Below are 23222 nucleotides of genomic sequence, written 5' to 3' on the forward strand. Positions count from 1 at the left end.
CGGCGGTCGGCGGTCACCAGGACGGTGCGCCGCCGACCACCGCCGCGAGCCACTCGACCAGCGGCCGCATCGTCTCCCACGCGGCGCGGACTTCCTTCGCCGTCCGGGGCGTGTCCAACCAGGCGGGTGCGCCGAATTCGCGACCGCAGGTGATGGATTTGTGTCGCAGCAGGTCTATGCGCGGGTGATCGGCGTCGTAGCCCTTGGGCCTGGTCTTCAGCTTCTCGCCGCCGATGGTGAACCCCGCGCCGGCGAGTTTCGCGAGGATCGCCGCCAGCTCTGGTCCGCGCACCTCGTCATCGATGGTGGCGCGCAGCTGTGCGAGCTGGTCGGGTGAGCCCTGGTAGAAGCCGCCGCCGACGAACAGGCCCGCGGCGTTGATCTGCACGTACCAGCCCACTCCCGCTCCGGCGCGCACCACCGCGCCCTGCGCGGTCTTGTACGGCGACTTGTCCTTGGCGAACCGCACGTCCCGGTAGGGCCGGAAGATCTTGGCCGTCCCGAAGTCCGGCTCCAACTCGGTCACCAGCGACTTCATCGGTGCGAGCACCGATTCGTCGTAGATCTTCTTGTGCGCGGTCCAGAACGCCTTGGAGTTGTCGGCCTCCAGATCTTCGTAGAAGTCCAGCCCGGCCAGCGGGAAGCCCGCGAATCCGGTCATGCTCGCGCACCCGCCGCGCTGGTGTCACCGAAAAGACGCATACCGAAAATCTACGTGGTGAAGTCTCCGCCGAACACGGCGAATCCCACGATCAAGCCGATCACCATACCGACGGCAGCCGCGATCGCTGCCCATTTGCCGAGCGATTCACCCTTGTTGTGTCCGATGATGCCGAGGATTATCCCGGCCGGGCCGAACAAGATCGGGCAGAACAGCACGGCGGTGACCGCGCAGACGAACCCGATGATCGAGTACACCTGGCTGCCCGGCTGCTTCGGCGGGATGCCGTACGGCTCGTACCCTTGCTGCGGATAGGAGGGGTAGCCGTACTGTGGCTGCTGCTGTCCGGACCCCGGGTAGCCGTACATGCCGCCTGTCGGATACTGGGATTGCCCGCCCGGTGGATACGGCTGCTGAGCGTCGGCGGGTTGCCCCGGAGGGTAGGGCGGCTGCCCGCCCGACCCGTACTGCGCATGCTCGTCGGGCGTGAACCGGTGCGTCGGGTCATCGCTGGGGGGTTGGGGCGCGGAACCCGACAGCGGGGAACCCGGCGCCGCGGGTTCGGCGCCCCAGGACTGCTGATCGCCTCCGCCGTTGGCGCCCCAAGGGCGGGGCTCGGCGGGCTGCCCGCTGGGCTCGGCGCCCCACTGGCCGCCCATCGGTTCCGCGGGCGGCGCGCCGCTCGACTGCCACCATTGGTCCGCCCGCCCCGGTTCGCCTTCTGGCGGCCGCGCGGCGGCGGGATCGTGCCCGGTGGGTTGTCCGCCCGGTGTCTGGGCCGGAGCGGCGCCGGTCAGCGGCGGGGCGGGCTCGTCACCGGGGGTCTCCCCGGCCTGCTTCGACGGTGCCGGTGGCTCCGACGGCCGTTGCTCATCGTGGTCCGGCTCGTTCGGCGTGCTCATCGCACCCTCCTCATTCGTCCCGGTCACGCAACCATGCCTACCACGGCGGACGCTTCGTGATAGCAGATTGCTATCTCGTGGCGCGTCGGGTCTCTAGAGGTCCTCGTCGTCGACGATCTCGATGGCGGCCACTTCGGCGGACCGGTTGTCGTCCTGCTCGTCCTCGATGCGGCCGTCGCGCGAAGTCCACTCCTGATCCAGCTCCTCGCCGATGCCGAGTCTGCCGTCGTCCTCGTCCTCGTGGTAGCGAATGCGCAGGTCGTCGGGCGGATCCTCGATGTTGCGCTGATACTCGCGGATCTCGTCCTCTTGGTCGTCGTCCCCCATCTCGGTCTCCAACGGGTCACGGTCCATACGCCCAGTATCCCCGCAGAACGTCAGGACTAACGGGAGCACACGAACAACTCGGCCTGTTCGACGCGACAGCCGTTCGGCCACGGCCGACGTACCGGCCGACTTCGAACGACCAATGGGAGACCCACCGGGTACGCCCCCGGCAACCCGGGCGGCATTCGACGCCGAATCGAACACGAATCCGGCGTCAGCTGACCGGTGCGGCCTGAATACTCGGAGCGCCGGTCAGGCGTTGCCGTTGAAAAGACCGGTGACCGAGCCGTTCTCGAAGACCTCGCGGATGGTACGCGCCAGCAGCGGCGCGATGGACAACACGGTGAGCTGCGGGAACTTCTTCTCCTCCGCCAGCGGCAGGGTGTTGGTCACCACGACCTCCTTGGCGCCACAATTGGCGAGGCGCTCGGCGGCGGGCGGGCTCAGGACGCCATGGGTCGCGGCGATGACCACGTCGCCCGCGCCTGCCGCCTCGAGCACCTTGACCGCGCCCGCGATGGTGCCACCGGTGTCGATCATGTCGTCGATCAGGATGCAGGTGCGGCCCTCGACCTCACCGACCACGCGGTTGGACTTCACCTGGTTGGGCACCAAGGGGTCGCGGGTCTTGTGGATGAACGCCAGCGGCGAGCCGCCCAGCGAGTCGGCCCACTTCTCGGCGACGCGCACGCGACCCGAGTCCGGGGACACGACGGTGATGTGCTCGAGGCTGTAGTTGGTGCGGATGTATTCCGCCAGCTGCACCTGGGCGTGCATGTGGTCGACGGGCCCGTCGAAGAAGCCCTGGATCTGGTCGGTGTGCAGGTCGACGGTGATGATCCGGTCCGCGCCCGCGGTCTTCAGCAGATCAGCGACCAGGCGGGCGGAGATGGGCTCGCGGCCGCGGTGCTTCTTGTCCTGGCGGGCGTAAGGGTAGAAGGGCAGCACCGCGGTGATCCGCTTGGCCGAGCCGCGCTTGAGCGCGTCGATCATGATGAGCTGCTCCATCAGCCACTGGTTCAGCGGCGCCGGGAAGCTCTGCAGGACGAAGGCGTCGGAACCGCGGACCGACTCCTCGAATCGCACGAAGATCTCGCCGTTGGCGAAGTCCCGCGCGACCTGCGGGGTGACGTGGACGTCGAGTTCCTTGGCGACCTGCTCGGCCAGCTCAGGATGGGCGCGTCCCGAGAAGAGCATCAGGTTCTTCTGGTTGTCGATCCATGACGCGGTCACTGCTGTTTGCCATCCTTTTGCTCTATTGCCTGACCCGAGATCTCCTTGGCCGCGACGGCTTCCGCCGCCGCGCGCGCCGCGTCCGTCCCTGGACGGTGTCGCTGCACCCAGCCCTCGATGTTCTTCTGCGGTCCACCGGACACCGCGAGAGCTCCGGGCGGAACGTTTCTGCGCAGTACAGTACCCGCCGCCGTATAGGCTCCGTCACCCACCGTCACGGGCGCGACGAACATGGTGTCGCTGCCGGTGCGCACGTGCGATCCGACGACGGTGTGGTGCTTGGTCACGCCGTCGTAGTTGACGAAGACGCTGGACGCACCGATGTTGCTGTGCTCGCCGATGGTGGCGTCGCCGACGTAGGTGAGGTGCGGGACCTTCGAATGCGCGCCGATCGAGGCGTTCTTGGTCTCGACGAAAGCGCCGAGCTTGCCCGCGTCGCCGACGATGGTGCCGGGACGCAAATAGGCGAACGGGCCGATGGTGGCCTGCGGGCCGATGGTGGCGCCCTCGCCGTGGGTTCGGACCACCTTCGCCCCTTCACCGACGACCACGTCGGTGAGCGTGCTGTCCGGGCCCACCTCGGCGTCCTCACCGACAACCGTGTTGCCGAGCAGTTGCACACCGGGGCGCAGCACCGCGTCCCTCCCGATGCGCACACTGGCGTCCACCCAGGTCGAGGCGGGATCCATGATCGTGACGCCCGCCCGCATGTGGCGTTCCAGGATGTAGCGGTTGAGCCTGCCCGCCGCCGAGGCCAGCTGCACCCGGTCATTGACGCCGGTGACCTTGGCCGCGTCGACCAGCCGGGCGCCGTGCACCGGGTGACCGGCCTCGCGGGCCAGGCGCAGCACGTCGGTCAGGTACAGCTCGTGCTGGGCATTGGCGGTGGACAGCCGGCTGATCATGGTGCGCAGGATCGCGGCGTCGAACGCGTAGACGCCGGAGTTCACCTCGGTGATCGCGCTCTGCTCCGGCGTGGCGTCGGCGTGCTCGACGATCTCGGCCAGCTGACCGTCCGCGTCGCGCACGATGCGGCCGTAGCCGTTCGGGTCCTCCGGGACGAAGGTGAGCACGGTGACCGCCGGGCGTTCGGCGTAGCTGCGGTGCTCGTCCAGCAGCGCGGACAGGGTGTGCCCGTCCAGCAGCGGCACGTCGGCGGAGGTGACCAGCACATCGCCGGTGAATCCGACCGGCAGGGCGGCCAGCGCGCACTGCACCGCGTGCCCGGTGCCGAGCTGCTGTTCCTGGATCGCCGGGGTGATCTCCCGGCCCAGATCGCCGGCCACCGCGGCCACCGCCGCGCCGACCTGCTCGCGATCGTGCCCCACCACGGTGATGAGATACGCGGGGTCGATCTCGTTCGCCGCATGCAGCGCGTGCGCGAGCATGCTCCGACCGGCCAGCGAATGCAGTACCTTGGGGGTCTTCGACCGCATTCGTGTCCCGGCACCGGCTGCGAGAACGACGACGGCGGTCTGCTGTGGCATGAATCTCCCTCGGCTGCCTGTCCTCGTGCGGGGCTGTCGTCGTGCTTGGTCAGCGATATGCGGGCCAACGATAAGTCATCGTGCTCTCGAGCTCCGCCGCCAGGACTCGAACCTGAACTCTCTGAACCAAAATCAGATGTGCTGCCATTACACCACGGCGGATTGCCACACCGGCGGTTGGCGAAACCCCCGCCGCTGTGCCATGGCACGGGATGAATCCTCGCACACTCGCCCGCCTCCCCGCGAATTCTTCCGCCCGCCGCATCTGGTATTCGCGCCGGACCAGCGAGGAACACGCGCTCATGCCCTCGGGGCGGCCCGCGCTCATGGGTTGTGCCTCTTCCGCGGGGTCGGTTGCCTCGTCGACGGCGATGCGACCATGTGTTCGAGCCGGGTCCCCGGACCCGGTCATCCCTCGCGGGAGAACGCCGGGCCGGTCGGGCGCACCGCCGACCGGTCTGGGACAGTGGTATCCGAATGTCGGTGTCGCGCGTCGGAGCCCCGTCGCGACGGCTGACTCGGCACGCACGCGGGCAACTCGCCGGACTCGCCCGCAGACGCGCCCCCGGCATGCGATCGTCGGCTCGGAGGGAACCGTCGAGGCACGCACGACCGGCAACAACGCGGAGAGGGCGGAGGAGCAGGGGTGTCTTCGGGTGAGTCGCATCGAGTGTCCCGGCCACGGATGACCGGCACCCAGCGGCGTCAGCAACTGATCGAGATCGGGCGCGCGCTGTTCGCCGAACGCGGCTACGACGCGACCTCGATCGAGGAGATCGCGCAACGCGCCCAGGTCTCCAAACCCGTGGTGTACGAACACTTCGGCGGGAAGGAGGGGCTGTACGCGGTGGTCGTCGACCGGGAGATGTCGATGCTGCTGGACATGATCACCTCCTCGCTCACCCGTAACCGGTCGCGGATCCGGCTCGAACAGGTCGCGCTGGCGCTGCTGACCTACATCGAAGAACGAACCGACGGGTTTCGAATTCTGGTGCGCGATCAGCCCGCCGCGGCCGCGGAAGGCCGGTACTCCAGTTTGCTCAACGAAGCGACCAATCAGGTGGCGCATATCCTGGCCGGAGATTTCGAGCGGCGCGGGTTCGACACGAGTCTTTCCACCCTGTACGCGCAGGCGCTCGTCGGGCAGGTCGCCACCGCCGCCACCTGGTGGTTGGACGAGCGCAAACCGTCGAAAGAGGTTGTGGCGGCCCACTTGGTGAACCTGTGCTGGAACGGGCTCAGTCATCTGGAAGCCGAACCACAGTTGAGTTCGGAATGGCGCGCGGGCGCCGGTGAGTGACCCGGATTGTTAACCAGCAAATTGCGCGACAGGTCTTGTCGAATGCTCGAATTGGCTGCTGGGCGCGCACCTGGTGGTACGGTTCACCCATCCTTTGGGTGCTGTTCGGGCGGTAAGTCGGTCAACTTCGGGATGTCGGTCTACTTCAGGATGGCTGGTTTTGGGATGACAGGCGGATCTGATGGCTAGGCAAGCGCGCGCGGAGATCACCCGCGACTCCGTCCTGGCAGGCGCTGCCGATGTCTTTCTGCGCTTGGGATATGCGAATGCGAGCCTGAGCGAGATCATCGCGCAGTCCAATGTGACCAAGGGCGCCTTGTATTTTCACTTCGGCTCGAAGGAAGAACTGGCGCGCGCCGTGGTCGACCAGGGCAACGAGCGACTGACCAGCTCGTGTCAGGGCTTCTTCGATCCCCGGGTGCCCGCGTTGGAAGCGTGCATCGGCATCACCTACGTCGTCGCCGATCTATCGATGAACGATCCGATGGTCGGCGCCATGCTGAAGCTGACCCATCAGATCGGCGACTACCGCGGCGCCCAGGGCGACAACATCGCCAAGAACTGGGGCGACACCTACCGCCTGCTGGCCGAGCGAGCCATCGCCCAGGGCGACCTCATCGCCGACCTGGACGCGGAGGTCATCGGCCTGCTGTGGCAGGAGATGGCCGCGGGCGTGCACATCATCGCCGTCGGCACCGAGTCCATCGACCAGATGGCGGTCCGGATGGAGCGCGCCTGGTATTTCCTGCTCCCGGCCATCGTGCCGCCCGAAAAGCTCTCGTACTTCAGGGAGTTCGCGGCCAGGCGGCTACGGCGATACGTGCCGTAACGTTTGGCAGCGCCTGCGGCGCCGCGAACGGCGGATGGTCGGTCTCGCTTCGCTCGAAACCGGGAGTTGCGGTGCGCTGGGCGCGTCGGTGCCGCAACTCGCTATCAAGGTGGGCGCGGGTTGGGGTGGCTTGCTCTTGTCGGTCGGAGTCTGCGGGCGGTTGGGTCTTCGCCGGGTAGGTGGTGGTCGGTCGAACGCGGGTCGGGGCGCGGGACGGTGGGTGCGGGTCGCCGGCGGCCGTGCTTCTCGGTGCGGCGCGATCCTGGTTCCGCCGCCAGCGGCCGGATGACGGTCGTGACGTGTGACGGACGCGCCCGCGGACGGGTGCTCGGGCGCTGGACCGCCGCCGCGTCACGGTGCGGGCGCTGCAAAAACGAGATGCCCGCTTAACTAGACTCGGTTGGCCGCTCGAAACGTGTCGCCTGCGCTCAGGAGTTGTCGATGTCCACCCACCGTCCGCCGCTGGCGGGACTGGCCGCCGCGGCCGGCGCCGATACCTCGCTACGGACCGTCACGGAGCTGATCGGCACCTCGTCGGTCGAGTTGGTCGCACCGTCGGCGGTGCGGCCGTTCGTCGCGGCGCGGCTGGCCGCCGAGCGGCCGCTGGTGGTGGTCACCGCCACCGGGCGGGAGGCCGACGACCTGACCGTCGAGCTGGCGGAGATGCTCGGCCCGGCGGTCGCGCAGTTCCCGTCCTGGGAGACGCTGCCGCACGAGCGGCTCTCACCCGGCGCGGACACGGTAGGGCGCAGGCTGGAGGTGCTGCGCCGGATCGCCCATCCCGGCGACCCGCACTTCCCCGCGCCGCTGCGCGTGGTGGTGACCACGGTGCGGTCGCTGATGCAGCCGATGGCGGGCGGGCTCGGCGACATCGAGCCGATCGTGCTGCGGGTCGGCGTCGAGCTGGACTTCGACGAACTGCTCCTACGGCTGGTCGAATTCGCCTACACCCGGGTCGACATGGTGGGCAAGCGCGGCGAGTTCGCGGTGCGCGGCGGCATCCTGGACGTGTTCCCGCCCACCGCCGACCACCCGGTGCGCGTGGAGTTCTGGGGTGACGAGGTCACCGAACTGCGGCCGTTCGCCGTCGCCGACCAACGCTCGCTGCCGGACGTCGCGGTGGACGTGGTGGTCGCGCCGCCGTGCCGGGAGTTGCTGCTCACCCCCGAGGTGCGCGAGCGCGCCGCCGAGGTCGCCGCCGCCAACGCGGCCGACGCGGCGCTGGTGGAGATGCTGGAGAAACTGGCGCAGGGCATCCCGGTCGAGGGCATGGAAGCGCTGTTGCCGGTGTTGCGACCCGGGCAACTGCGGTTGCTCACCGAGGTGCTGCCGGAAGGCACCCACGTGCTGCTGTGCGATCCGGAGAAGATCCGCACTCGCGCCGCCGACCTGGTGCGCACCGGTGAGGAATTCTTGGAGGCGTCCTGGACCGCTGCCTCCTTCGGTGGCGCCGCGCCACTCGGCGGCCACGGGCTCGACCTCGCCGCGTCGGCCTACCAGCCGCTGTCCGGCGTCCACGCCAGCGCCGACCGGCAGGGTCTGCCCTGGTGGACGCTGAGCCCGCTGGCCTCCGGGGATTCGTCCGAGGTCGTCCTGCGGGTGCTGCCCGGCCCCACCGCGCGTGGGTCCGACGAACTGGTGGCGACCCTGTTCGCCTCGCTGCGCGCCCACGTCACCACCGGCGGCAGGGCCGTGGTGGTGGTCGCGGGCCACGGCACCGCGCAGCGCATCCTGGAACGGCTGGCCGATGCCGACGTGCCCGCCGCGGCGCTGGCGGCGGGCGCCGAGCCGAACGAGGGCGTGGTGGGCGTGCTGTGCGGCTCGCTGCACGACGGTCTGGTATTCGAGGACGCGGGCCTGGTGGTCGTCGCCGAGTCCGACCTCACCGGCAACCGGGTCACCGCGCCGACCGAGGGCAAGCGGATGCCGGCCAAGCGCCGCAACCAGGTCGACCCGCTCGCGTTGAACGCGGGCGACATGGTGGTGCACGACCAGCACGGCATCGGCAAGTTCGTCGAGATGATCGAGCGCACCGTCGGCGGCGCGCGACGCGAGTACCTGGTGATCGAGTACGCGCCGGGCAAGCGCGGCCAGCCCGGCGACCGGCTGTTCGTCCCGATGGAGTCGCTCGACCAACTGTCCCGCTACGTCGGCGGCGAGATGCCCAGCCTGTCCAAGCTCGGCGGCTCCGACTGGGCCAACACCAAACGCAAGGCGCGCAAGGCCGTGCGCGAGATCGCGGGCGAGCTCGTGCAGCTGTACGCGGCCCGTCAGGCGGCGCCCGGACACGCCTTCGGGCCGGACACGCCGTGGCAGAAGGAGATGGAGGACGCGTTCGCGTTCACCGAGACCGTCGACCAGATGACGGCCATCGCCGAGGTGAAGTCGGACATGGAGAAGCCGGTCCCGATGGACCGCGTGGTCTGCGGTGACGTCGGCTACGGCAAGACCGAGATCGCGGTGCGCGCGGCGTTCAAGGCGGTGCAGGACGGCAAGCAGGTCGTCGTGCTGGTGCCGACCACGCTGCTGGCGCAACAGCATCTGCAGACGTTCACCGAGCGAGTCGCGGGCTTCCCGATCACCGTCAGAGGCCTGTCCCGCTTCACCGATCCGGGCGACGCCCGCGCCGTGCTGGAGGGAATGGCCGACGGCAGCGTCGACATCGTGGTCGGCACGCACCGGCTCCTGCAGACCGGCGTGCGCTGGAAGGACCTCGGTCTGGTCGTGGTCGACGAGGAGCAGCGGTTCGGTGTCGAGCACAAGGAGCACATCAAGGCGCTGCGCACGCACGTCGACGTGCTCACCATGTCGGCCACCCCGATCCCGCGCACCCTGGAGATGAGCCTGGCCGGGATTCGCGAGATGTCGACCATCCTGACCCCGCCGGAGGAGCGCCACCCGGTGCTCACCTATGTGGGCGCGTACAACGACAAGCAGGTCACCGCCGCCATCCGCCGCGAGCTGCTGCGTGACGGCCAGGTCTTCTACGTGCACAATCGGGTGTCGTCGATCGACAAGGCGGCCAAGCGGATTCGCGACCTGGTACCGGAGGCGCGGGTGGTGGTCGCGCACGGTCAGATGAACGAGGACGCGCTGGAGTCCACCGTGCAGGGCTTCTGGCAGCGCGAATACGACGTGCTGGTGTGCACCACGATCATCGAGACCGGCCTGGACATCTCGAATGCCAACACGTTGATCGTGGAACGTGCCGACGCGCTGGGCCTTTCGCAGTTGCATCAGTTGCGCGGCCGGGTCGGGCGCAGCCGGGAACGCGGTTACGCCTACTTCCTGTACCCGCCGGAGAAGCCGCTCACCGAGACGGCCTACGACCGCCTGGCCACCATCTCGCAGAACTCCGACCTCGGCGCGGGCATGGCGGTCGCGATGAAGGACCTGGAGATCCGCGGCGCGGGCAACGTGCTCGGCGCCGAGCAGTCCGGCCATGTCGCGGGCGTCGGCTTCGATCTCTATGTGCGGCTGGTCGGCGAGGCCGTCGAGGCGTATCGCGCCGCCGCGGACGGCAAGCCGATCACCACCGAGGAGGTCAAGGAGGTGCGCATCGACCTGCCCGTCGACGCGCACATTCCGCCGGACTACATCGCCAGTGACCGGCTCCGCTTGGAGGCGTACCGCAAACTGGCCGCCGCGCAGGACGATTCGGCGCTGGCGCAGGTCGTGGAGGAACTCGTCGACCGCTACGGCCCGCTGCCCGTGGAAGTCGGCCGCCTGGTCTCGGTGGCCAAGTTGCGGCTGCTGGCCCGCGAGTACGAGGTCACCGAGATCGCGGTCACCGGGACGACGTTGAAGATCTCGCCCCTGCACCTGCCCGACTCCAAGCAGATGCGCTTGAAGCGGCTCTATCCGAGTGCGGGGTACCGCGCCGCGTCCGGCGTGGTGCAGCTTCCGTTGCCGCGTGTCGAGGACAGCGTCGGGGCCGAGCGCGTCCGGGACGTGGTGCTGCTGCAGTTCGTCGCCGACCTGCTGCTGGCGTTGGACGGGAAGGCACAGGGGGCGGTCGATCTCACCGTCGCCGCCGAGATGGCGCCGCGATGAGTTCGACGGGTCGCGACGAGTCCGTCCTGCGGGCCGCTCGGCATCGTGCCGCCGAAGGCGTGCCGTCCGGTAGTGCGCCGGGCGGCGGCTCGCTGTCGCGCACGGACACGGCGGTGGTGGCGGCAGGGCTGGCCGGCGCCGTCGAGGTGATGGACCGCCTCTGGCATTTCGGCGGGTGGGAGGTCACCCAGACCCACGACTCCCTGCGGCCGTATCTGCTCGAGGAGACCTACGAGCTGCTCGACGCCATCCAGCACAGCGATGCCGAGACGATCAAGGAGGAACTCGGCGACCTGCTGCTGCAAGTGCTGTTCCATTCCCGGATCGCTGAGGCGGCAGGCGAATTCACGGTCGACGATGTCGCCGCCGCCTTGGTCGCCAAGCTGGTCAACCGCAGCCCGCACCTGGGAGGTGCCGCGATCGATCCGTCCGCGTCCGTGACGGAGAAGATCGCCGCCCAGGAACGAGCGTGGGAGGAACGCAAGTCCGCCGAGAAGTCCCGCCGCTCGTGCCTGGACGGCATCGCGATGGCCCAGCCCGCCCTGGCGCTCGCCGAGAAGATCATCTCCCGCAGCACCAAAGCCGGTCTACCGGCCGATCTCGTCCCCGAAGCGCTCAGGGTGGTGCACCTCGGCGGTCCGGAAAGCGCCGAGGAACGGCTGCGCAAAGCGACGCTGACGTTCGCCGCCGCCATTCGTGCGACGGAGGACGCGGCGGAAAAGGACCGCGGCGACCGCCTTCCGCTGACCGCCGCGGACTGGCGGGCTTTCTGGCCGGAGGAAGACGAGTAGGAAGACCACCCGACTCGGAACATAGTGCAATCCGCGCGGCCGTCCGGATCAGGGACACTGAGACAATGCCGTACCCCGAGCTGAACGCACGCCCGCGATGGCAATCGACCGGGAACGGCAAGTTTCCCGTCGCCGCCCACGTCGACGGCCGGTGGTGGGTCCTGCGGCTGAACGGTTTTCCCGACCATCCGCTGTGGACACTGTTCATCGACGGCGCACCGCGTTTCGACCTCGACGACACCCCGGCCACCTGGGGCAGCCCGAGCGCCCGATCCCTACCGCCGCTCGAGCCCGACGCAGCCGAACAGATCTTGTCGGGTATCAAGGGCTTCCTGGCCTACGGCAGTGAAGCAGGAAAACCTTGCGACGACCCGTTCTGCTGCGGTTGACGGACGTGCGCAGGCACGTGCGAGCGCACCGATGCCGGTGATCAGCCAGTCGTGAAGTGCCGGCGAGAGTACTCGCGACAATGTGGAGGTGCGCATACTTCCATTCGAATTCCGGCCGAAATCAACCCGGATTCGCAAGGCTCGGTTCGACGATGCGCAGTCGACAGGCCGCTGACACCACGGCCCGTGCAGATCATCTGTCGACCGTGCTGTCGGGGATCTGCTCGGCTCGGGCAATTGTTTCGGTGAGCAGATCGACCGTTCTCGTCAGTTGCTCCTCGGTGTGCTCAGAGGTGATGAAGAAGCGAAGGCGTTCCTGTCCGGCAGGGACCGCGGGCGAGGAGATCAGGCCCGAGTAGATGCCGTTCTCCAGCAGGGTGGAGGAGACGTACCCGGCGCGGATCTCACCGGGAACGATGACGGGCACGATCGGCGTGCCATGGGAGACGCCGAGATTCACGCCGCGTTCGGACAGCGCACCGTGGAACAGGCCGGCATTCGCCCACAGCCGCGTCAGGCGTTCCGGCTCCTGCTCGAGCACGTCGAGCGCCGCCAGTGCGGCGCCGATCGCCGCGGGCGCGGGTGCACCGGTGAGCATGGCGACGCCCGGCGCGGACGACTTCATCGCGCCGATGAGATCCGCGTCGGCCGCGACGAATCCGCCGGTGCTACCCAGCGCTTTGGACAATGTCGCCATCCAGATGTCGACAGCGTCACCCGGCAGACCGTAGTGCTCACGGATGCCATGCCCCTTATCGCCGAAGACCCCGAACGAGTGGGCTTCGTCGACCATCACCGCACAGTCGTATTCCCGTGCGACGGCGGCCAATTCCTCGATGCGGCCGACGGTGCCGTCCATGCTGTAGTGGCCCTCGAGCACCACCAGCGCACGATCGAACCCACTGCGCGAGGTACGCAGCACGGACCGCAGCGACTCGGGGTCGTTGTGCCGGAAATTGATGCGCCGCGCCCCGGACCACTGAACGCCGGAGATGACGCTGCCATGAATGAGCGAGTCGCAGACAGCGACGTCACCCTCACCGAGCAGAAAGCCGATCACACCGGCATTGGTGAGGTAACCGCTGGTGGTCACCATGGCGTCGCCGACACCGTAGATACCGGCGAGGCGGCGTTCCAGCTCTTCGTAGAGCGGGATCTCACCGGCGACGATGCGGCTGGCCGACGCTGAGGCCCCGAACCGATCCAGAGCCTTCTTCGCGCCGTCGACCACCTGCGGATGGTTGCCCAGGCCGAGGTAGTTGTAGGCACTGAAGTTCACCAGATCCATGCCCGCCAGCCGCGGCTCCGTGACGTGGATAACCGTGTCGTTGGGCCCCGTCCGGGGCAGGAACAACGGGTTCACCAGCTGGGTCTGCTCATACAGCGACGCGATCATCGCGCGCTTCTGCACGGCCGCCGCCACATCCGGATGATCGGCGAACTGGCGTCCCGGGCCGCGGCGTGGCCGCGACCGCGGCACCGACCGCACCGGCGTCTGTGCCGTCGCGGTACTCCCAGAACTGTTGTCCGCCAGCAGTTTGCGCGCCAAGTCGCGCGCCGACTCGGTCATGCCTGCACCGTCGCCGCGCCGATCGGTGCTCCATGCGAGCCGACGCCCTCGACGATCGCCTCGGCGGCCTTGGCGCCCGCTTGCTCCAGACTGAACGACCGCCCGAGCTTCAGTGAGATCAGTTCGACACCCAGGGATTGCGTGACCAGCGAACCGAATTCCACCGCCATGAGCGAGTCCAGGCCCAGTTCCGGCAAGGGCAGGGTCAGGTCGATCGACTCAGCGGACACCCCCATCACCGACGCCAGCTGCTCGGCCAGCATGTGCGCGACCACCTCGTTGCGTTTGGCCTCGTCGAGGGCGGCGAGCTCGGAACGGAGGCGGCTGGCGGCGGAATCGTTCTGCGCCGCCGCCGCGATCATGGACTCGATCCGACCGGTCAGGGCCAGCTGCGGTCCGGTGGCGGCGACCCGGGTCCAGTTGATCGGGAAGATGTCGACTCTCGTGACGCCGAGCCGCAGCGCCTCCTCCAGATATTCCGGTCCCTCGTCCATTTCGATCGTGTCGAATCCCGTGTTGACCAGGTAGCGGGCGAGATTTTCGTCGGCCGCCGCCATTCCGGCTCCGGCCATGTGGCCCCAGCCCACCGCCAGCGCGTTGACTCCCTCGCGGGCGAGGGCTTGCGCATACGCGTTCACCGCGATGTTGGCCGCGGTGTAGGAGTAGTGGCCGATCCCGCCGAAGATGGCACTACCCGAGGAGAACAGGACGAATTGGTCGAGCTGCGCACCGGCTGCCACGACCGCGGCATACAGGGCACGCGCGCCGTCGAGCTTGGGCCGGAACACCTTGGCCAGGCTGTTGCGATCCATGGCGTGGATCCGCTTGTCGTCCACCGCGCCCGCCGTGTGGAAGATGCCCTTGAGCGGATGCTCGGGCTGGTGCGCCCGCGCTATCACCGCGCCGACGGCCTCCGGGTCGGTCACGTCCACCAGCTCGGTGGTCACTTCGACGCCTTGCTGCTCCCAGACGGCCAGTTGTTTCCTGGCCTCCTCGGTGGTCGCGCCGCCGCGCCCGAGCAGAGTCAGGCGCCGAGCGCCCTTGCCGACCAGCCAGCGGCCGATCGCCAGCCCGAATCCACCGAAACCGCCGGTGATCAGGTACTGCGCGCCGGGGTGGAGCACGACATCGGGAATCTGCGGCCGCACCTGTGGCGCCTGCTCGTCCATGCGCAACACGACGCGGCCGATCCGCGTGGATCGCGCCACTTCCTCGAACGCCTGGGCCACCTCGGCAGTGCCGAACGTGTCGAAGGGCAACGGCCGGTAGGTGCCGTCGTCGAGTCTGCCGTTGACCGCTTTGACGAAGTCGAAGACCTTGTGCTGCCGCAGCTTCATCATCCGGTCCAGGTCGAACGAGGAGTACGTCACGTTCTTGTCGAAGTGCCGCAGCTCGAGGACGCCGCCGAAGTAGATGTCCGCCTTGCCGACCTCGATGATGCGCCCGAATTCCGCGACCACGGCGAAGTTCTGCACCACGATCTCGCCGGGCGCCGAGCTGATCACCACATCCGCGCCGCGACCGCCGGTGAGTTCGAGGACGTCATCCACGAAGTTCAGCGACCGCGAGTGCAGCGCGTGGTCCGCGCCTTGATCCAGCACGTAGGCACGGCGCTCGGCGGTACTCGCGGTGCCGATCACCACGGCGCCGTGGAGTTTCGCGATCTGCACCGCCGCCGAACCGACACCGCCTGCCGCGCCGTGCACGAGCACCGTCTCGCCCGGCTGTAGCCGGGCCAGTTCCAGCAGCGCGTACTCCGCGGCGACGAACGAGGTCGAACTGCTGCATCGGCCGGGTTCGAAACCGTCGCCGACGCGCCAGACCAGATCCGTGCTCAAGGTGTTGAATCGGCCGATCATCCCCTTGCACGCCAAGCTGACCTGGTCACCGATCTCGAATCCGGTGACACCGGGGCCGACGCGGACGACGGTCCCATCGCCCTCCATGCCCGGCGCGGTGCCGAAGAAAGTGTCGCCGAGTTCGCGATCACCGAGCAGCCCGATGACCCGCAGGGAGTCCTTGTAGTTGAGGCCGATGGCCGCCATGCGCACCTCGACCTCACCCGCACCGGGCTCCCGCCGCTCGCTACGCCGCCAGCCCAGCCGCGCGAAGGTCTTGGTCTTGGGAATCTCCAGCCGGAAATCGGCTTCCGGATCGGTCAGCGGCTCGGTCTCGTCGAGAGCGTCCAGGCGATCCTGCAGCGTCCGGCTCACCACGGTGGTCCAGCGCAAGCCGTTGCGCAGGAACACCTCGTCGGCGTGGTCGAAACCGAATGCTCCCGGAATGGTCAGTTCCGCGCGCAGATCCGCGTCGGCGACGTCGGCTTCGACGTCGATCAGCCGCCACCGCAGCCGGGTCTGCTCGTTGAGCAGCGCACGACGGGCACCGGCCAGTGCGGCATGGCTCGGATTCGGCGCGGCATCGCCCTCCGGGTGGGTGTAGGCGTGCTCGGTGATCAGGGACGCGTAGAAGGTGTCGTCACCGAGGACATCCCGGTCGGAACCTTGCTCTACCAGCCAGCTGTCGAGGAAGTCCTGTGCCGTCGAGTCGAGGAACTGTTCGGCGGCCAGGGCGATCCGCCGCAGTGTCCAGAGGTTGTCCATGTCGTTGTAGCTCGATCCGGCGACCACCACCAGATGCACGCGGCCGACGCCTGGTTGCGTCCGAGCAGCCCGCAGCCGTTCGGTCACCACGGATTCCAAATCGTCACGGGCCGGGTCACCGGTCACGATCAGGGGCGAAACCTCACCCGAGACAACAGGAGTGGTGATGCGGACGATGTGCTCGGCCCGCTCTGTCACCGCGCGGTCCATCGCGACGACCACGGTGAACAGATCGTCCGTCCCCGGTAGCGCGGCGCGGTCGATGGGGTCGCGCATCTCCCAGCGGTCCTCGTAGAAGAAGTCGACCATCCGCTGCATCGGGCCGGGGCGCGGCGCGATCGATCCGAACTTCATCCCGACGATTTGCATGCGCAGGTTGTGGTCGGCGTCGAGCAGGTCGATGTCCGCCGTCGGCTCGTCGGAAGTATCCAGCCGAGCCACCACGGTGACCTCTTCGGGCAGCGATGCGAACAACCGCACCGCGCCGACCGCGACCGGGACCATCGCGCCGTCCTGCTTGCTGCTCGCGCCCGTGAGCAGGGCGGCAACGCTCTGCAACGCCGCATCGACGACCGCTGGGTGCGCTGGATGCCGGGCCTTGCGGGCGATGGTGCCGTCGAGGGTGCTGACGACCGTGGAGCCGGAGATCCGAATCGAGGTCGCCCGGCGGAAGGTGGGCCCGTAATCGAGTCCATGCGCCGCGAGGCCGGTGTAGAAGTCGACGGGATCGATTTCGAGCATGGAGTCGTCATCGGGCACGTCGATCTTGGCCGATTCGTACGCGCCCTCCACGAGCCGTCCGACGGCATTGATCGTCCATACCGAACCCGCCACACCGCGCGAGCGAATGGTGAAGCGCCGGGTCGACTCCTCGAGGTCGAACTCCATGATCGGCGTCTCGCCCTCATCGATGACCAGCGGTGCGACGAAGCGTACGTCTTCGACCGCCACGGACGCGGACTCGGTCCGCAGCACCGCCGCGCTCAGCGCGGCGTCCAGATAGGCTGCACCGGGCAGGATCCGCGATCCGCCGACGACATGGTCGGCCAACCACGGCAGCGATTCGATGCCCAGCTCGAGCCGCCAGGTCGAGGCGTTGTCCGGATCCTGGTCGCCCAGCATCGGATATGCCTCGGGAGTGCCGTGCCGCTTGCGCTGATATGCCGGGATGTCGTTGCGCAGATGGGTTCGCTGCCACGGGTAGGCGGGCAGATCGATATGCCGTGTCGGGGAGGTCGAATCGGCGAACAGCGCGTCGATATCGAGGGCTCCGGCGTTGTACAGTCCCGCGATGGTCTGCCTGATGCTGTCGGCATCGGACTGCTTGCGGTTGAGCGTCGCGACGGACGCTCCCGTCTCCCCCGCGGCGATCAGGATTTCGCGGATGTTGGCGCCGAGTACCGGATGCGGGCCGACCTCGAGGAACACCCGGCTGCCCGCGCGCACGAGTTCGATGATCGCATCGTGGAAGCGAACCGCCTGCCGGACGTTCCCGCACCAGTACTCGGCATCCCAATCCGGTTCGGTGACGCGCGCACCGGTGACGGTGGAGAACAGCGGGATGCGAGGCGGTCGCAGTTCCAGATCGGACAGTACGGAGCGCAGCTCATCCAGGATGGGCTCCATCAGGTGGCTGTGGTAGGGCACCTCGACCTGTAGTCGACGGGCGAAAACACCTTGTTCGGTGAGTGCTTCGGCGATTTCGTCCAGGCGCAGGGCATCACCGGCGAGAGTGACGGCCGACGGACTGTTGACCGCCGCGACATCCACTCGCGCATCGCCCGCGATCAGTTCCCGCACGTCGGCGAGCGCCAGGCCGACCGCGAGCATCCCGCCGGATCCGGCGGTCGTGGCCTGCAGCCGGGCGCGGTGGTAGCTGACCAGAAGGGCGTCGCGCAGCGACAGCATGCCGGTCACATAGGCGGCGGACACCTCGCCGACGCTGTGACCGACGATCGCCGCCGGCTTGATGCCGAGCTCGTCCAGCACGGCGTACAGGGAGACCTGCACGAGGAAATTCGCGGGCTGCGCCACAGCGGTCGTCGTTACGCGTGACTCTTCCTCGGGTCGCAGCAGTTCCGCAACGATCGACCACCCCGCGATCTCCTGGAACACCGCGTCGATGCGCTCGGCCTCAGCCGCGAAAGTGCCACCGGTCTGCAATAGTTCACGGCCCATCGCCCACCATTGCGGGCCCATACCCGTGAATACGAACACCGGTTCGGGCACGTTGCGAGCGACGGTCCGGTTCACACGTCCCGCGCCGCCGGCGAATTCGATCAATGCGCGAACCAATTCGGTGTCGTCGCCGAAGGCTATCCCGGCGCGAAGCAGATGGTGATTGCGGCGGGTCCAGGCGGCCTCGGCGAGGCGGCCCGGGTCGGCGCCATCGGCAATGCGCTCGGCGAAACCTCGCGCCAGATCTCGTGCGGCCTGCTCGCTGCGCGCGGATATCGGCAGCACGCCGAAGTGTTTCGGCGGGCGTTCGGCCGTGATCGAGGGGCGGTACTCCTGCAGGATCGCATGCGCGTTCGTGCCGCCGTAGCCGAATCCGTTGACGGCGACTGTCATCCGCTCGACCTCGGGGCCGACCTCCTCGGCCTCCAGCTGCAACCGGAGCCCGAGCTCGTCGAAGGGGATGTCCGGGTTCGGCGTTTCCAGCCAACCCTGCGGTGCGATGGTCCGTTTGGACACGGCCAGCGCCGACTTGATGACACTCGCGACACCGGACGCGGCCTCGGTGTGGCCGAGCTGAGCTTTGACCGAGCCGACGCCCAGCGGTGTCGTGCGGCCGTCGACAGCACCATACGCACGGCCGATCGCTCGTAGCTCCAAGGGATCTCCGACGGGGGTTCCGGTACCGTGTGCCTCCACATAGGTGACCTCGTGCGGCTGGATGCCCGCGCGGCGGGTCACCATCCGCGCCAGCGCCTCCTGCGAATCAGCGTTGGGTACCGTGATCGCCGTGGTGCGGCCGTCCTGGTTGGATCCCGTCGCCTTGATCACGGCGTAGACCCGATCACCATCGCGTTCGGCGTCGGCCAGCTTCTTCAGCACCACCATCCCGGCGCCCTCACCACGACCGTAGCCGTCCGCGGCGGCGTCGAACGGCTTGCTGCGGCCGTCCGCGGCGAGGAAGCCGCCCTTGCACATGGAGACGAACGGCTCGGGCTCGGCCAGCACGGTCACACCACCCGCGACGGCGACCTCGCAGTCGCCGTTGTCCAGGGCCTGGCAGGCCAGGTGCACCGCGACCAGCGAGGACGAGCATGCGGTGTCCACGGTGATCGCGGGGCCGACCAGGTTGAGGGCGTACGCGATCCGGTTCGAGATCATCGTGTAGGAGGCGCCGGCCGCAGTGTGCATGTCGACGAACGGCAGTGCCGGGCCGCCGACCGAAACACCCAGCTGGTCCATGGTGAACGCGCCGACGTACACGCCCAGCGGTGCGCCGTTGACCCGCCCGGCGATGCCGGCGTCGTCGAAAGCCTCCCAGGTGACCTCCAGAACGAGGCGCTGCTGCGGGTCCATCGCCGCCGCCTCGCGCGGCGAGATGCCGAAGAAGTCCGGGTCTAACGCCCACGGGTCGCCGGTCATGAAAGCCGCGCGCTTGGTGTACATCCGGCCCGGCGTCGTCCGATCCGGGTCGTAGAAACGCCGGTAATCCCAACGGCTCTCCGGGATATCCATGACACCGTCGCCTTTGCCGACGATGAATTCCCAGAAGGATTCGGGGGAATCTATTCCACCGGCGTACCGGCAGCCGATACCGATAATTGCAATGTCGGACACAACAACTCCCTGAATCGAACTCGAAATTTTTCCCGACGAGAATGGGAATTACGAATCGCGCTGCCGGTCCCAGCTACGCGTCGGCGTGGCGCGGTGGCAGGCGAGCCACTACGTTCATTTGCGGACCTTTTTTGCCCAGAACCGTCTTGGCCACCGGTTCGAGGCCGAAGGCGCGGTAGTAGTCGACATTCGCGTCCTTGCAGAGTCCGTACAGCGGAACCGATTGCGCGTCGGCCTTGTCCACGAGTGAGCCGAACAGCGCGCGACCGACACCGCTGCGCTGCAGCCCGGGGTCGCACCCGAGGTAGACACAACACAGATTCGGCTCGGCGGGTGCGGCCCCCTCGATGGCGCTGTCCACGACGACTCCGCGTCGTGCGGCGGTGCCCATCGCGAACAGCAGCAGAATTCCCGAGACGAGTTCGCGCCAGAAGTCTTTCCGGTATCCGGCCGGATACCACAGCAGTACACCGGCCACCTTGTCGTCGACGATGGCGACCTCGGCGCCGCCCGCAGGCAGGAAACGGTAGTCGATCATCAGCCGCAGCATCCGCGCAGCACGACGATGACGCACTCTCTCGTCCGGGAAGACGAAGTCCTCGATCGGATCGTCATGGGCGAATGCGGCGCTCAGCACGCGCACCATATCGGCCACATCGTCACGCGTCGCCGGACGCACGACCGGCCCGCTCGCCTGGTTCAAAGCTGTTGTCCCTCATGGCATGTCGATCATCTGCGGACTGCGCGGCAGCGCTACGAACAAAGCTACCGATCAGTAGACTACATGAATCCGCGCGCAACGCTACCTGCCGGTAGTGAGCAATATGTAACGCGTTCCAATTGTCCCGCGCGGCAGTCTTGAGCAGTTACCTGCCATCCTGCAAATCTCTGGCTTACCACCTCTGGGAGTATTGGACCGGCCGATTCGTCTCGAATTGGACATTTCCGGCGAAAGCAAAGTGCTATCAGTCGATCCGGTCGTGGCGATAGTGCTGTCGGTGTCGGCTTCGGGCCCCGCGCATCACCCGGCTCGGTCGTGCCATGGTTTCGGACGCCGGCGACGGCGTTATCCGGATCGGTGGCGTCGACGTGCGGCCGCCGATGATCGGCGAGAATTCAGGTCCGCATGGCCTTGGACGTCGCTGCCCTGCCTGCTCGGGCGCGGGGGAATCGGGGCACGATCTGGCCGCGGGTTCGCCACGCGAGTCTCCACGAACTCGACTCGGGTGCTGTGCGCACCGTCGAGCGGAAGGCCCGGCGCGGCGGCCGTAGTAGTTCTACGCAGTCAGACGTTGACGCCGTAATCGCGCGCGATGCCCGCCAGACCCGACGCGTACCCCTGGCCGATCGCGCGGAACTTCCACTCGTTGTTGTGGCGGTACAGCTCGCCGAAGATCATGGCCGTTTCGGTGGACGCATCCTCGGTGAGGTCGTAGCGCGCCAGCTCGACGCCGGTGGCGGCGTCGACGACGCGGATGAAGGCGTTGCGGATCTGGCCGAACGACTGGCCGCGGGCGTCGGCGTCGTGAATGGACACCGGGAAGAAGATGTTGGTGATGCTCGGCGGCGTGGCGGTGAGGTCGACGTTGATCACCTCGTCGTCGCCTTCACCCTCGCCGGTGAGGTTGTCGCCGGTGTGCTCGATCGATCCGTCGGGTGAGCGCAGGTTGTTGTAAAAGATGAAGTGCTGGTCGGAAAGCACTTTCAGGTTCGGTCCGCAGGCGAGCGCACTGGCGTCCAGGTCGTAGTCGGAGCCGGTGGTGGTGCGCACGTCCCAGCCGAGCCCCACCGACACCTTGGTGAGATTCGCGGCCTGCTTCGACAGCGAGACGTTGCCGCCTTTGGCCAGAGTGACGCTCATGATCCCCTTCCGCGCGGCACGGCCGGTGCCGCCTCTTGCTCTGCGCCCGGAAAACGTCGGGCGGATTCAGTTCTGGTGGTCGGCCCAGGATTGCAGGGTGCTGACCCGGCCCTTCAGCGCGCGCAGTTCGCTCTCGTCGTCGAGCACCGTGCGCTGGATGCCTTGCACGACCGCGAAGGCCGACTGGCGATGATCATCGATGACGTCCACGTCGATGCGGACGGCGACGTAGTCGTCGGCGCCGGGCATCTGCTCGGCGACCACATGCGCGGTGCCCCTGGCGCACATCGCCACATTGCCTCCGCCGAGGATCAGCAGGGCCACCTCGGGATGGTCGCGCAGCCGGGCCAGCGAACCGCGGTCGTACTTCAGGCTGAGCAGGATGCGCCGGTCGCCCGCCCGCACCGGCCAGGACACCGGAATCGCGTGCGGCGCAGGATCGGTCGTCACCAGCACGCCGATCGTCTCCAGAGGCCATTCCGGGAGCACGTCCAGCTCGGGATGATCTGTCGAGTTGTGCTGACGTTGGGCGGGGCTCGCTCCGGCTGCCATCTTCGTCACCTCATGGATCGTCGAGCGCGGCGGGCTGTCCGCGCTTGATAGCAGTCTAAGGTGCTGTGCGCCTTGCGCGCTGACGCTGTGCACTTTGTCCGGACCGCACTCCGGTGACCACCGCGCCGCGGCCGCAGCCGGTCAGGCCGAGACCAGCGCGGGGATGTCCAGCGCGGCGGCCCACCGCCGTGCCATGTCCTCGACGCGGACCTCGGTCGACGCGTCGTGCCGCGCGTGCTCGCCGACCTGGACGGCGCCGCGGTCGGTCAGCTTCTCGGCGATGATCTCGCCGCCGCGGTTGAACGTGTCGCCGTACACGGTGTCGCCGAGCCCGAAGACGGCGAACCGCAGGCCGTTCAGGTCCGGCGCCTCCCGGTCGAGCGCGTCGGCGAAGGGTTCGGCGCCGGTCGGCAGGTCGCCGTCGCCGTAGGTCGAGCACACGACGATGTGGAAGTCGCGGACGTCCAGTTCGTCGACGGCGAAGTCCGTCATGTCGTGCACCGAGACGTCGTGCGCGCCGCGTAGCTCCTCGGCGATGCGGTACGCGGCGGACTCCGCGGTGCCCATCTCGGTTCCGAACAGAATGACGACACGCACCGGAGCAACCCTTCTGTCAATATGGTGAGGCTAACCTAATTATAGCGGAAAGTGCGCTGGGCCGCCGACGCAGGATCGGTATCGGGGACGGGGGGCGGAGCGCGGGCGGTTCAACTGCACCGATTGACGGAATCCCCAGCGCGTTGCATCATTCCTAGAGGTGCCCGGTGTTCTCCGGGCCGACCTTCCCGCCGGCCGATGACTGTCCGGCTCCGCGGCTGCCGCCCGTGCCCTTCGAGTTCTCGCACGAGTGCAGCGCTTCCATTCATGACGCT

General features: G+C 68.0%; 16 protein-coding genes and 1 tRNA gene. 5 read left to right on the forward strand and 12 right to left on the reverse strand.

Features of this window, described 5'->3' with window-relative positions:
• Positions 1–13: 13 nt before the first annotated feature.
• The 6 genes from NNI01S_RS19410 to NNI01S_RS19435 form a co-directional block, all read right to left on the reverse strand.
• The gene (locus NNI01S_RS19410) at positions 14–661 is read right to left on the reverse strand and encodes a DUF2461 domain-containing protein (RefSeq protein ID WP_063021519.1); all 648 of its coding nucleotides are present in this window, start codon (positions 659–661) and stop codon (positions 14–16) included.
• Positions 662–711: 50 nt separating this feature from the next.
• On the reverse strand, positions 712–1563 hold the full coding sequence (locus tag NNI01S_RS19415; protein WP_063021520.1) for a DUF4190 domain-containing protein: 852 nt from the start codon (positions 1561–1563) through the stop codon (positions 712–714).
• A 93-nt stretch (positions 1564–1656) separates the two neighbouring features.
• The gene (locus NNI01S_RS19420; protein ID WP_063021521.1) at positions 1657–1917 is read right to left on the reverse strand and encodes a hypothetical protein; all 261 of its coding nucleotides are present in this window, start codon (positions 1915–1917) and stop codon (positions 1657–1659) included.
• Between the two features lie 225 nt (positions 1918–2142).
• Positions 2143–3123: a ribose-phosphate diphosphokinase gene (locus NNI01S_RS19425; protein ID WP_063021522.1), complete on the reverse strand. Its 981-nt coding sequence runs from the start codon at positions 3121–3123 to the stop codon at positions 2143–2145.
• On the reverse strand, positions 3120–4610 hold the full coding sequence (gene glmU, locus NNI01S_RS19430) for a bifunctional UDP-N-acetylglucosamine diphosphorylase/glucosamine-1-phosphate N-acetyltransferase GlmU (protein WP_063021523.1): 1491 nt from the start codon (positions 4608–4610) through the stop codon (positions 3120–3122). The genes NNI01S_RS19425 and glmU overlap by 4 nt, the downstream gene beginning before the upstream one ends.
• A 91-nt stretch (positions 4611–4701) precedes the next feature.
• Positions 4702–4772, reverse strand: a tRNA-Gln gene (locus tag NNI01S_RS19435).
• Positions 4773–5295: 523 nt separating this feature from the next.
• On the opposite strand from NNI01S_RS19435, the gene NNI01S_RS19440 reads away from it, so the two are divergent.
• The 5 genes from NNI01S_RS19440 (at position 5296) to NNI01S_RS19460 (ending at position 11972) form a co-directional block, all read left to right on the forward strand.
• Positions 5296–5910 (forward strand): TetR/AcrR family transcriptional regulator, encoded by a 615-nt coding sequence (locus NNI01S_RS19440; RefSeq protein WP_063021524.1) that lies wholly within the window; start codon positions 5296–5298, stop codon positions 5908–5910.
• A 181-nt stretch (positions 5911–6091) separates the two neighbouring features.
• Positions 6092–6739, forward strand: coding sequence for a TetR family transcriptional regulator (locus NNI01S_RS19445; RefSeq protein ID WP_063021525.1), 648 nt, complete (start codon positions 6092–6094; stop codon positions 6737–6739).
• 441 nt (positions 6740–7180) lie between these two features.
• Positions 7181–10792, forward strand: a complete 3612-nt coding sequence (gene mfd / locus NNI01S_RS19450) for a transcription-repair coupling factor (RefSeq protein WP_063021526.1) — start codon at positions 7181–7183, stop codon at positions 10790–10792.
• Between the two features lie 149 nt (positions 10793–10941).
• Entirely contained in the window at positions 10942–11583 is a 642-nt protein-coding gene (locus NNI01S_RS19455; RefSeq protein ID WP_245676281.1) for a nucleoside triphosphate pyrophosphohydrolase, read from the forward strand.
• 65 nt (positions 11584–11648) lie between these two features.
• Positions 11649–11972, forward strand: coding sequence for a hypothetical protein (locus NNI01S_RS19460; RefSeq protein ID WP_063021527.1), 324 nt, complete (start codon positions 11649–11651; stop codon positions 11970–11972).
• A gap of 193 nt (positions 11973–12165) precedes the next feature.
• On the opposite strand, the gene NNI01S_RS19465 is transcribed toward NNI01S_RS19460, so the two are convergent.
• The 6 genes from NNI01S_RS19465 to NNI01S_RS19490 all read right to left on the reverse strand — a co-directional run bounded on the left by NNI01S_RS19465 (position 12166) and on the right by NNI01S_RS19490 (position 22947).
• Entirely contained in the window at positions 12166–13542 is a 1377-nt protein-coding gene (locus tag NNI01S_RS19465; protein ID WP_063021528.1) for an aminotransferase class I/II-fold pyridoxal phosphate-dependent enzyme, read from the reverse strand.
• Complete coding sequence (locus tag NNI01S_RS19470) at positions 13539–19937, reverse strand: type I polyketide synthase (protein ID WP_063021529.1); 6399 nt, start codon at positions 19935–19937, stop codon at positions 13539–13541. The genes NNI01S_RS19465 and NNI01S_RS19470 overlap by 4 nt, the downstream gene beginning before the upstream one ends.
• A 73-nt stretch (positions 19938–20010) precedes the next feature.
• Positions 20011–20640 carry a GNAT family N-acetyltransferase gene (locus tag NNI01S_RS19475; RefSeq protein ID WP_063021530.1) on the reverse strand — a complete coding sequence of 210 codons (630 nt, stop codon included), beginning with the start codon at positions 20638–20640 and terminating at the stop codon, positions 20011–20013.
• Positions 20641–21222: 582 nt separating this feature from the next.
• The gene (locus NNI01S_RS19480) at positions 21223–21798 is read right to left on the reverse strand and encodes a TerD family protein (protein WP_063021531.1); all 576 of its coding nucleotides are present in this window, start codon (positions 21796–21798) and stop codon (positions 21223–21225) included.
• 66 nt (positions 21799–21864) lie between these two features.
• Positions 21865–22350: a hypothetical protein gene (locus tag NNI01S_RS19485; protein ID WP_063021532.1), complete on the reverse strand. Its 486-nt coding sequence runs from the start codon at positions 22348–22350 to the stop codon at positions 21865–21867.
• Between the two features lie 141 nt (positions 22351–22491).
• Positions 22492–22947, reverse strand: coding sequence for a flavodoxin domain-containing protein (locus NNI01S_RS19490; protein WP_063021533.1), 456 nt, complete (start codon positions 22945–22947; stop codon positions 22492–22494).
• Positions 22948–23222: the final 275 nt, after the last annotated feature.

Origin of the sequence: Nocardia niwae NBRC 108934 = DSM 45340 (genome assembly GCF_001613465.1) — a bacterium.
GTDB classification, from domain to species: Bacteria; Actinomycetota; Actinomycetes; order Mycobacteriales; family Mycobacteriaceae; genus Nocardia; species Nocardia niwae.

Coding starts and splice junctions, on each gene's coding strand:
- glmU (WP_063021523.1), bottom strand. CDS start 4,610: ATGCCACAGCAGACCGCCGTCGTCGTTCTCGCAGCCGGTGCCGGGACA.
- NNI01S_RS19445 (WP_063021525.1), top strand. CDS start 6,092: ATGGCTAGGCAAGCGCGCGCGGAGATCACCCGCGACTCCGTCCTGGCA.
- NNI01S_RS19485 (WP_063021532.1), bottom strand. CDS start 22,350: ATGGCAGCCGGAGCGAGCCCCGCCCAACGTCAGCACAACTCGACAGAT.
- NNI01S_RS19465 (WP_063021528.1), bottom strand. CDS start 13,542: ATGACCGAGTCGGCGCGCGACTTGGCGCGCAAACTGCTGGCGGACAAC.
- NNI01S_RS19460 (WP_063021527.1), top strand. CDS start 11,649: ATGCCGTACCCCGAGCTGAACGCACGCCCGCGATGGCAATCGACCGGG.
- NNI01S_RS19440 (WP_063021524.1), top strand. CDS start 5,296: ATGACCGGCACCCAGCGGCGTCAGCAACTGATCGAGATCGGGCGCGCG.
- NNI01S_RS19455 (WP_245676281.1), top strand. CDS start 10,942: ATGGACCGCCTCTGGCATTTCGGCGGGTGGGAGGTCACCCAGACCCAC.
- mfd (WP_063021526.1), top strand. CDS start 7,181: ATGTCCACCCACCGTCCGCCGCTGGCGGGACTGGCCGCCGCGGCCGGC.
- NNI01S_RS19480 (WP_063021531.1), bottom strand. CDS start 21,798: ATGAGCGTCACTCTGGCCAAAGGCGGCAACGTCTCGCTGTCGAAGCAG.
- NNI01S_RS19420 (WP_063021521.1), bottom strand. CDS start 1,917: ATGGACCGTGACCCGTTGGAGACCGAGATGGGGGACGACGACCAAGAG.
- NNI01S_RS19415 (WP_063021520.1), bottom strand. CDS start 1,563: ATGAGCACGCCGAACGAGCCGGACCACGATGAGCAACGGCCGTCGGAG.
- NNI01S_RS19410 (WP_063021519.1), bottom strand. CDS start 661: ATGACCGGATTCGCGGGCTTCCCGCTGGCCGGGCTGGACTTCTACGAA.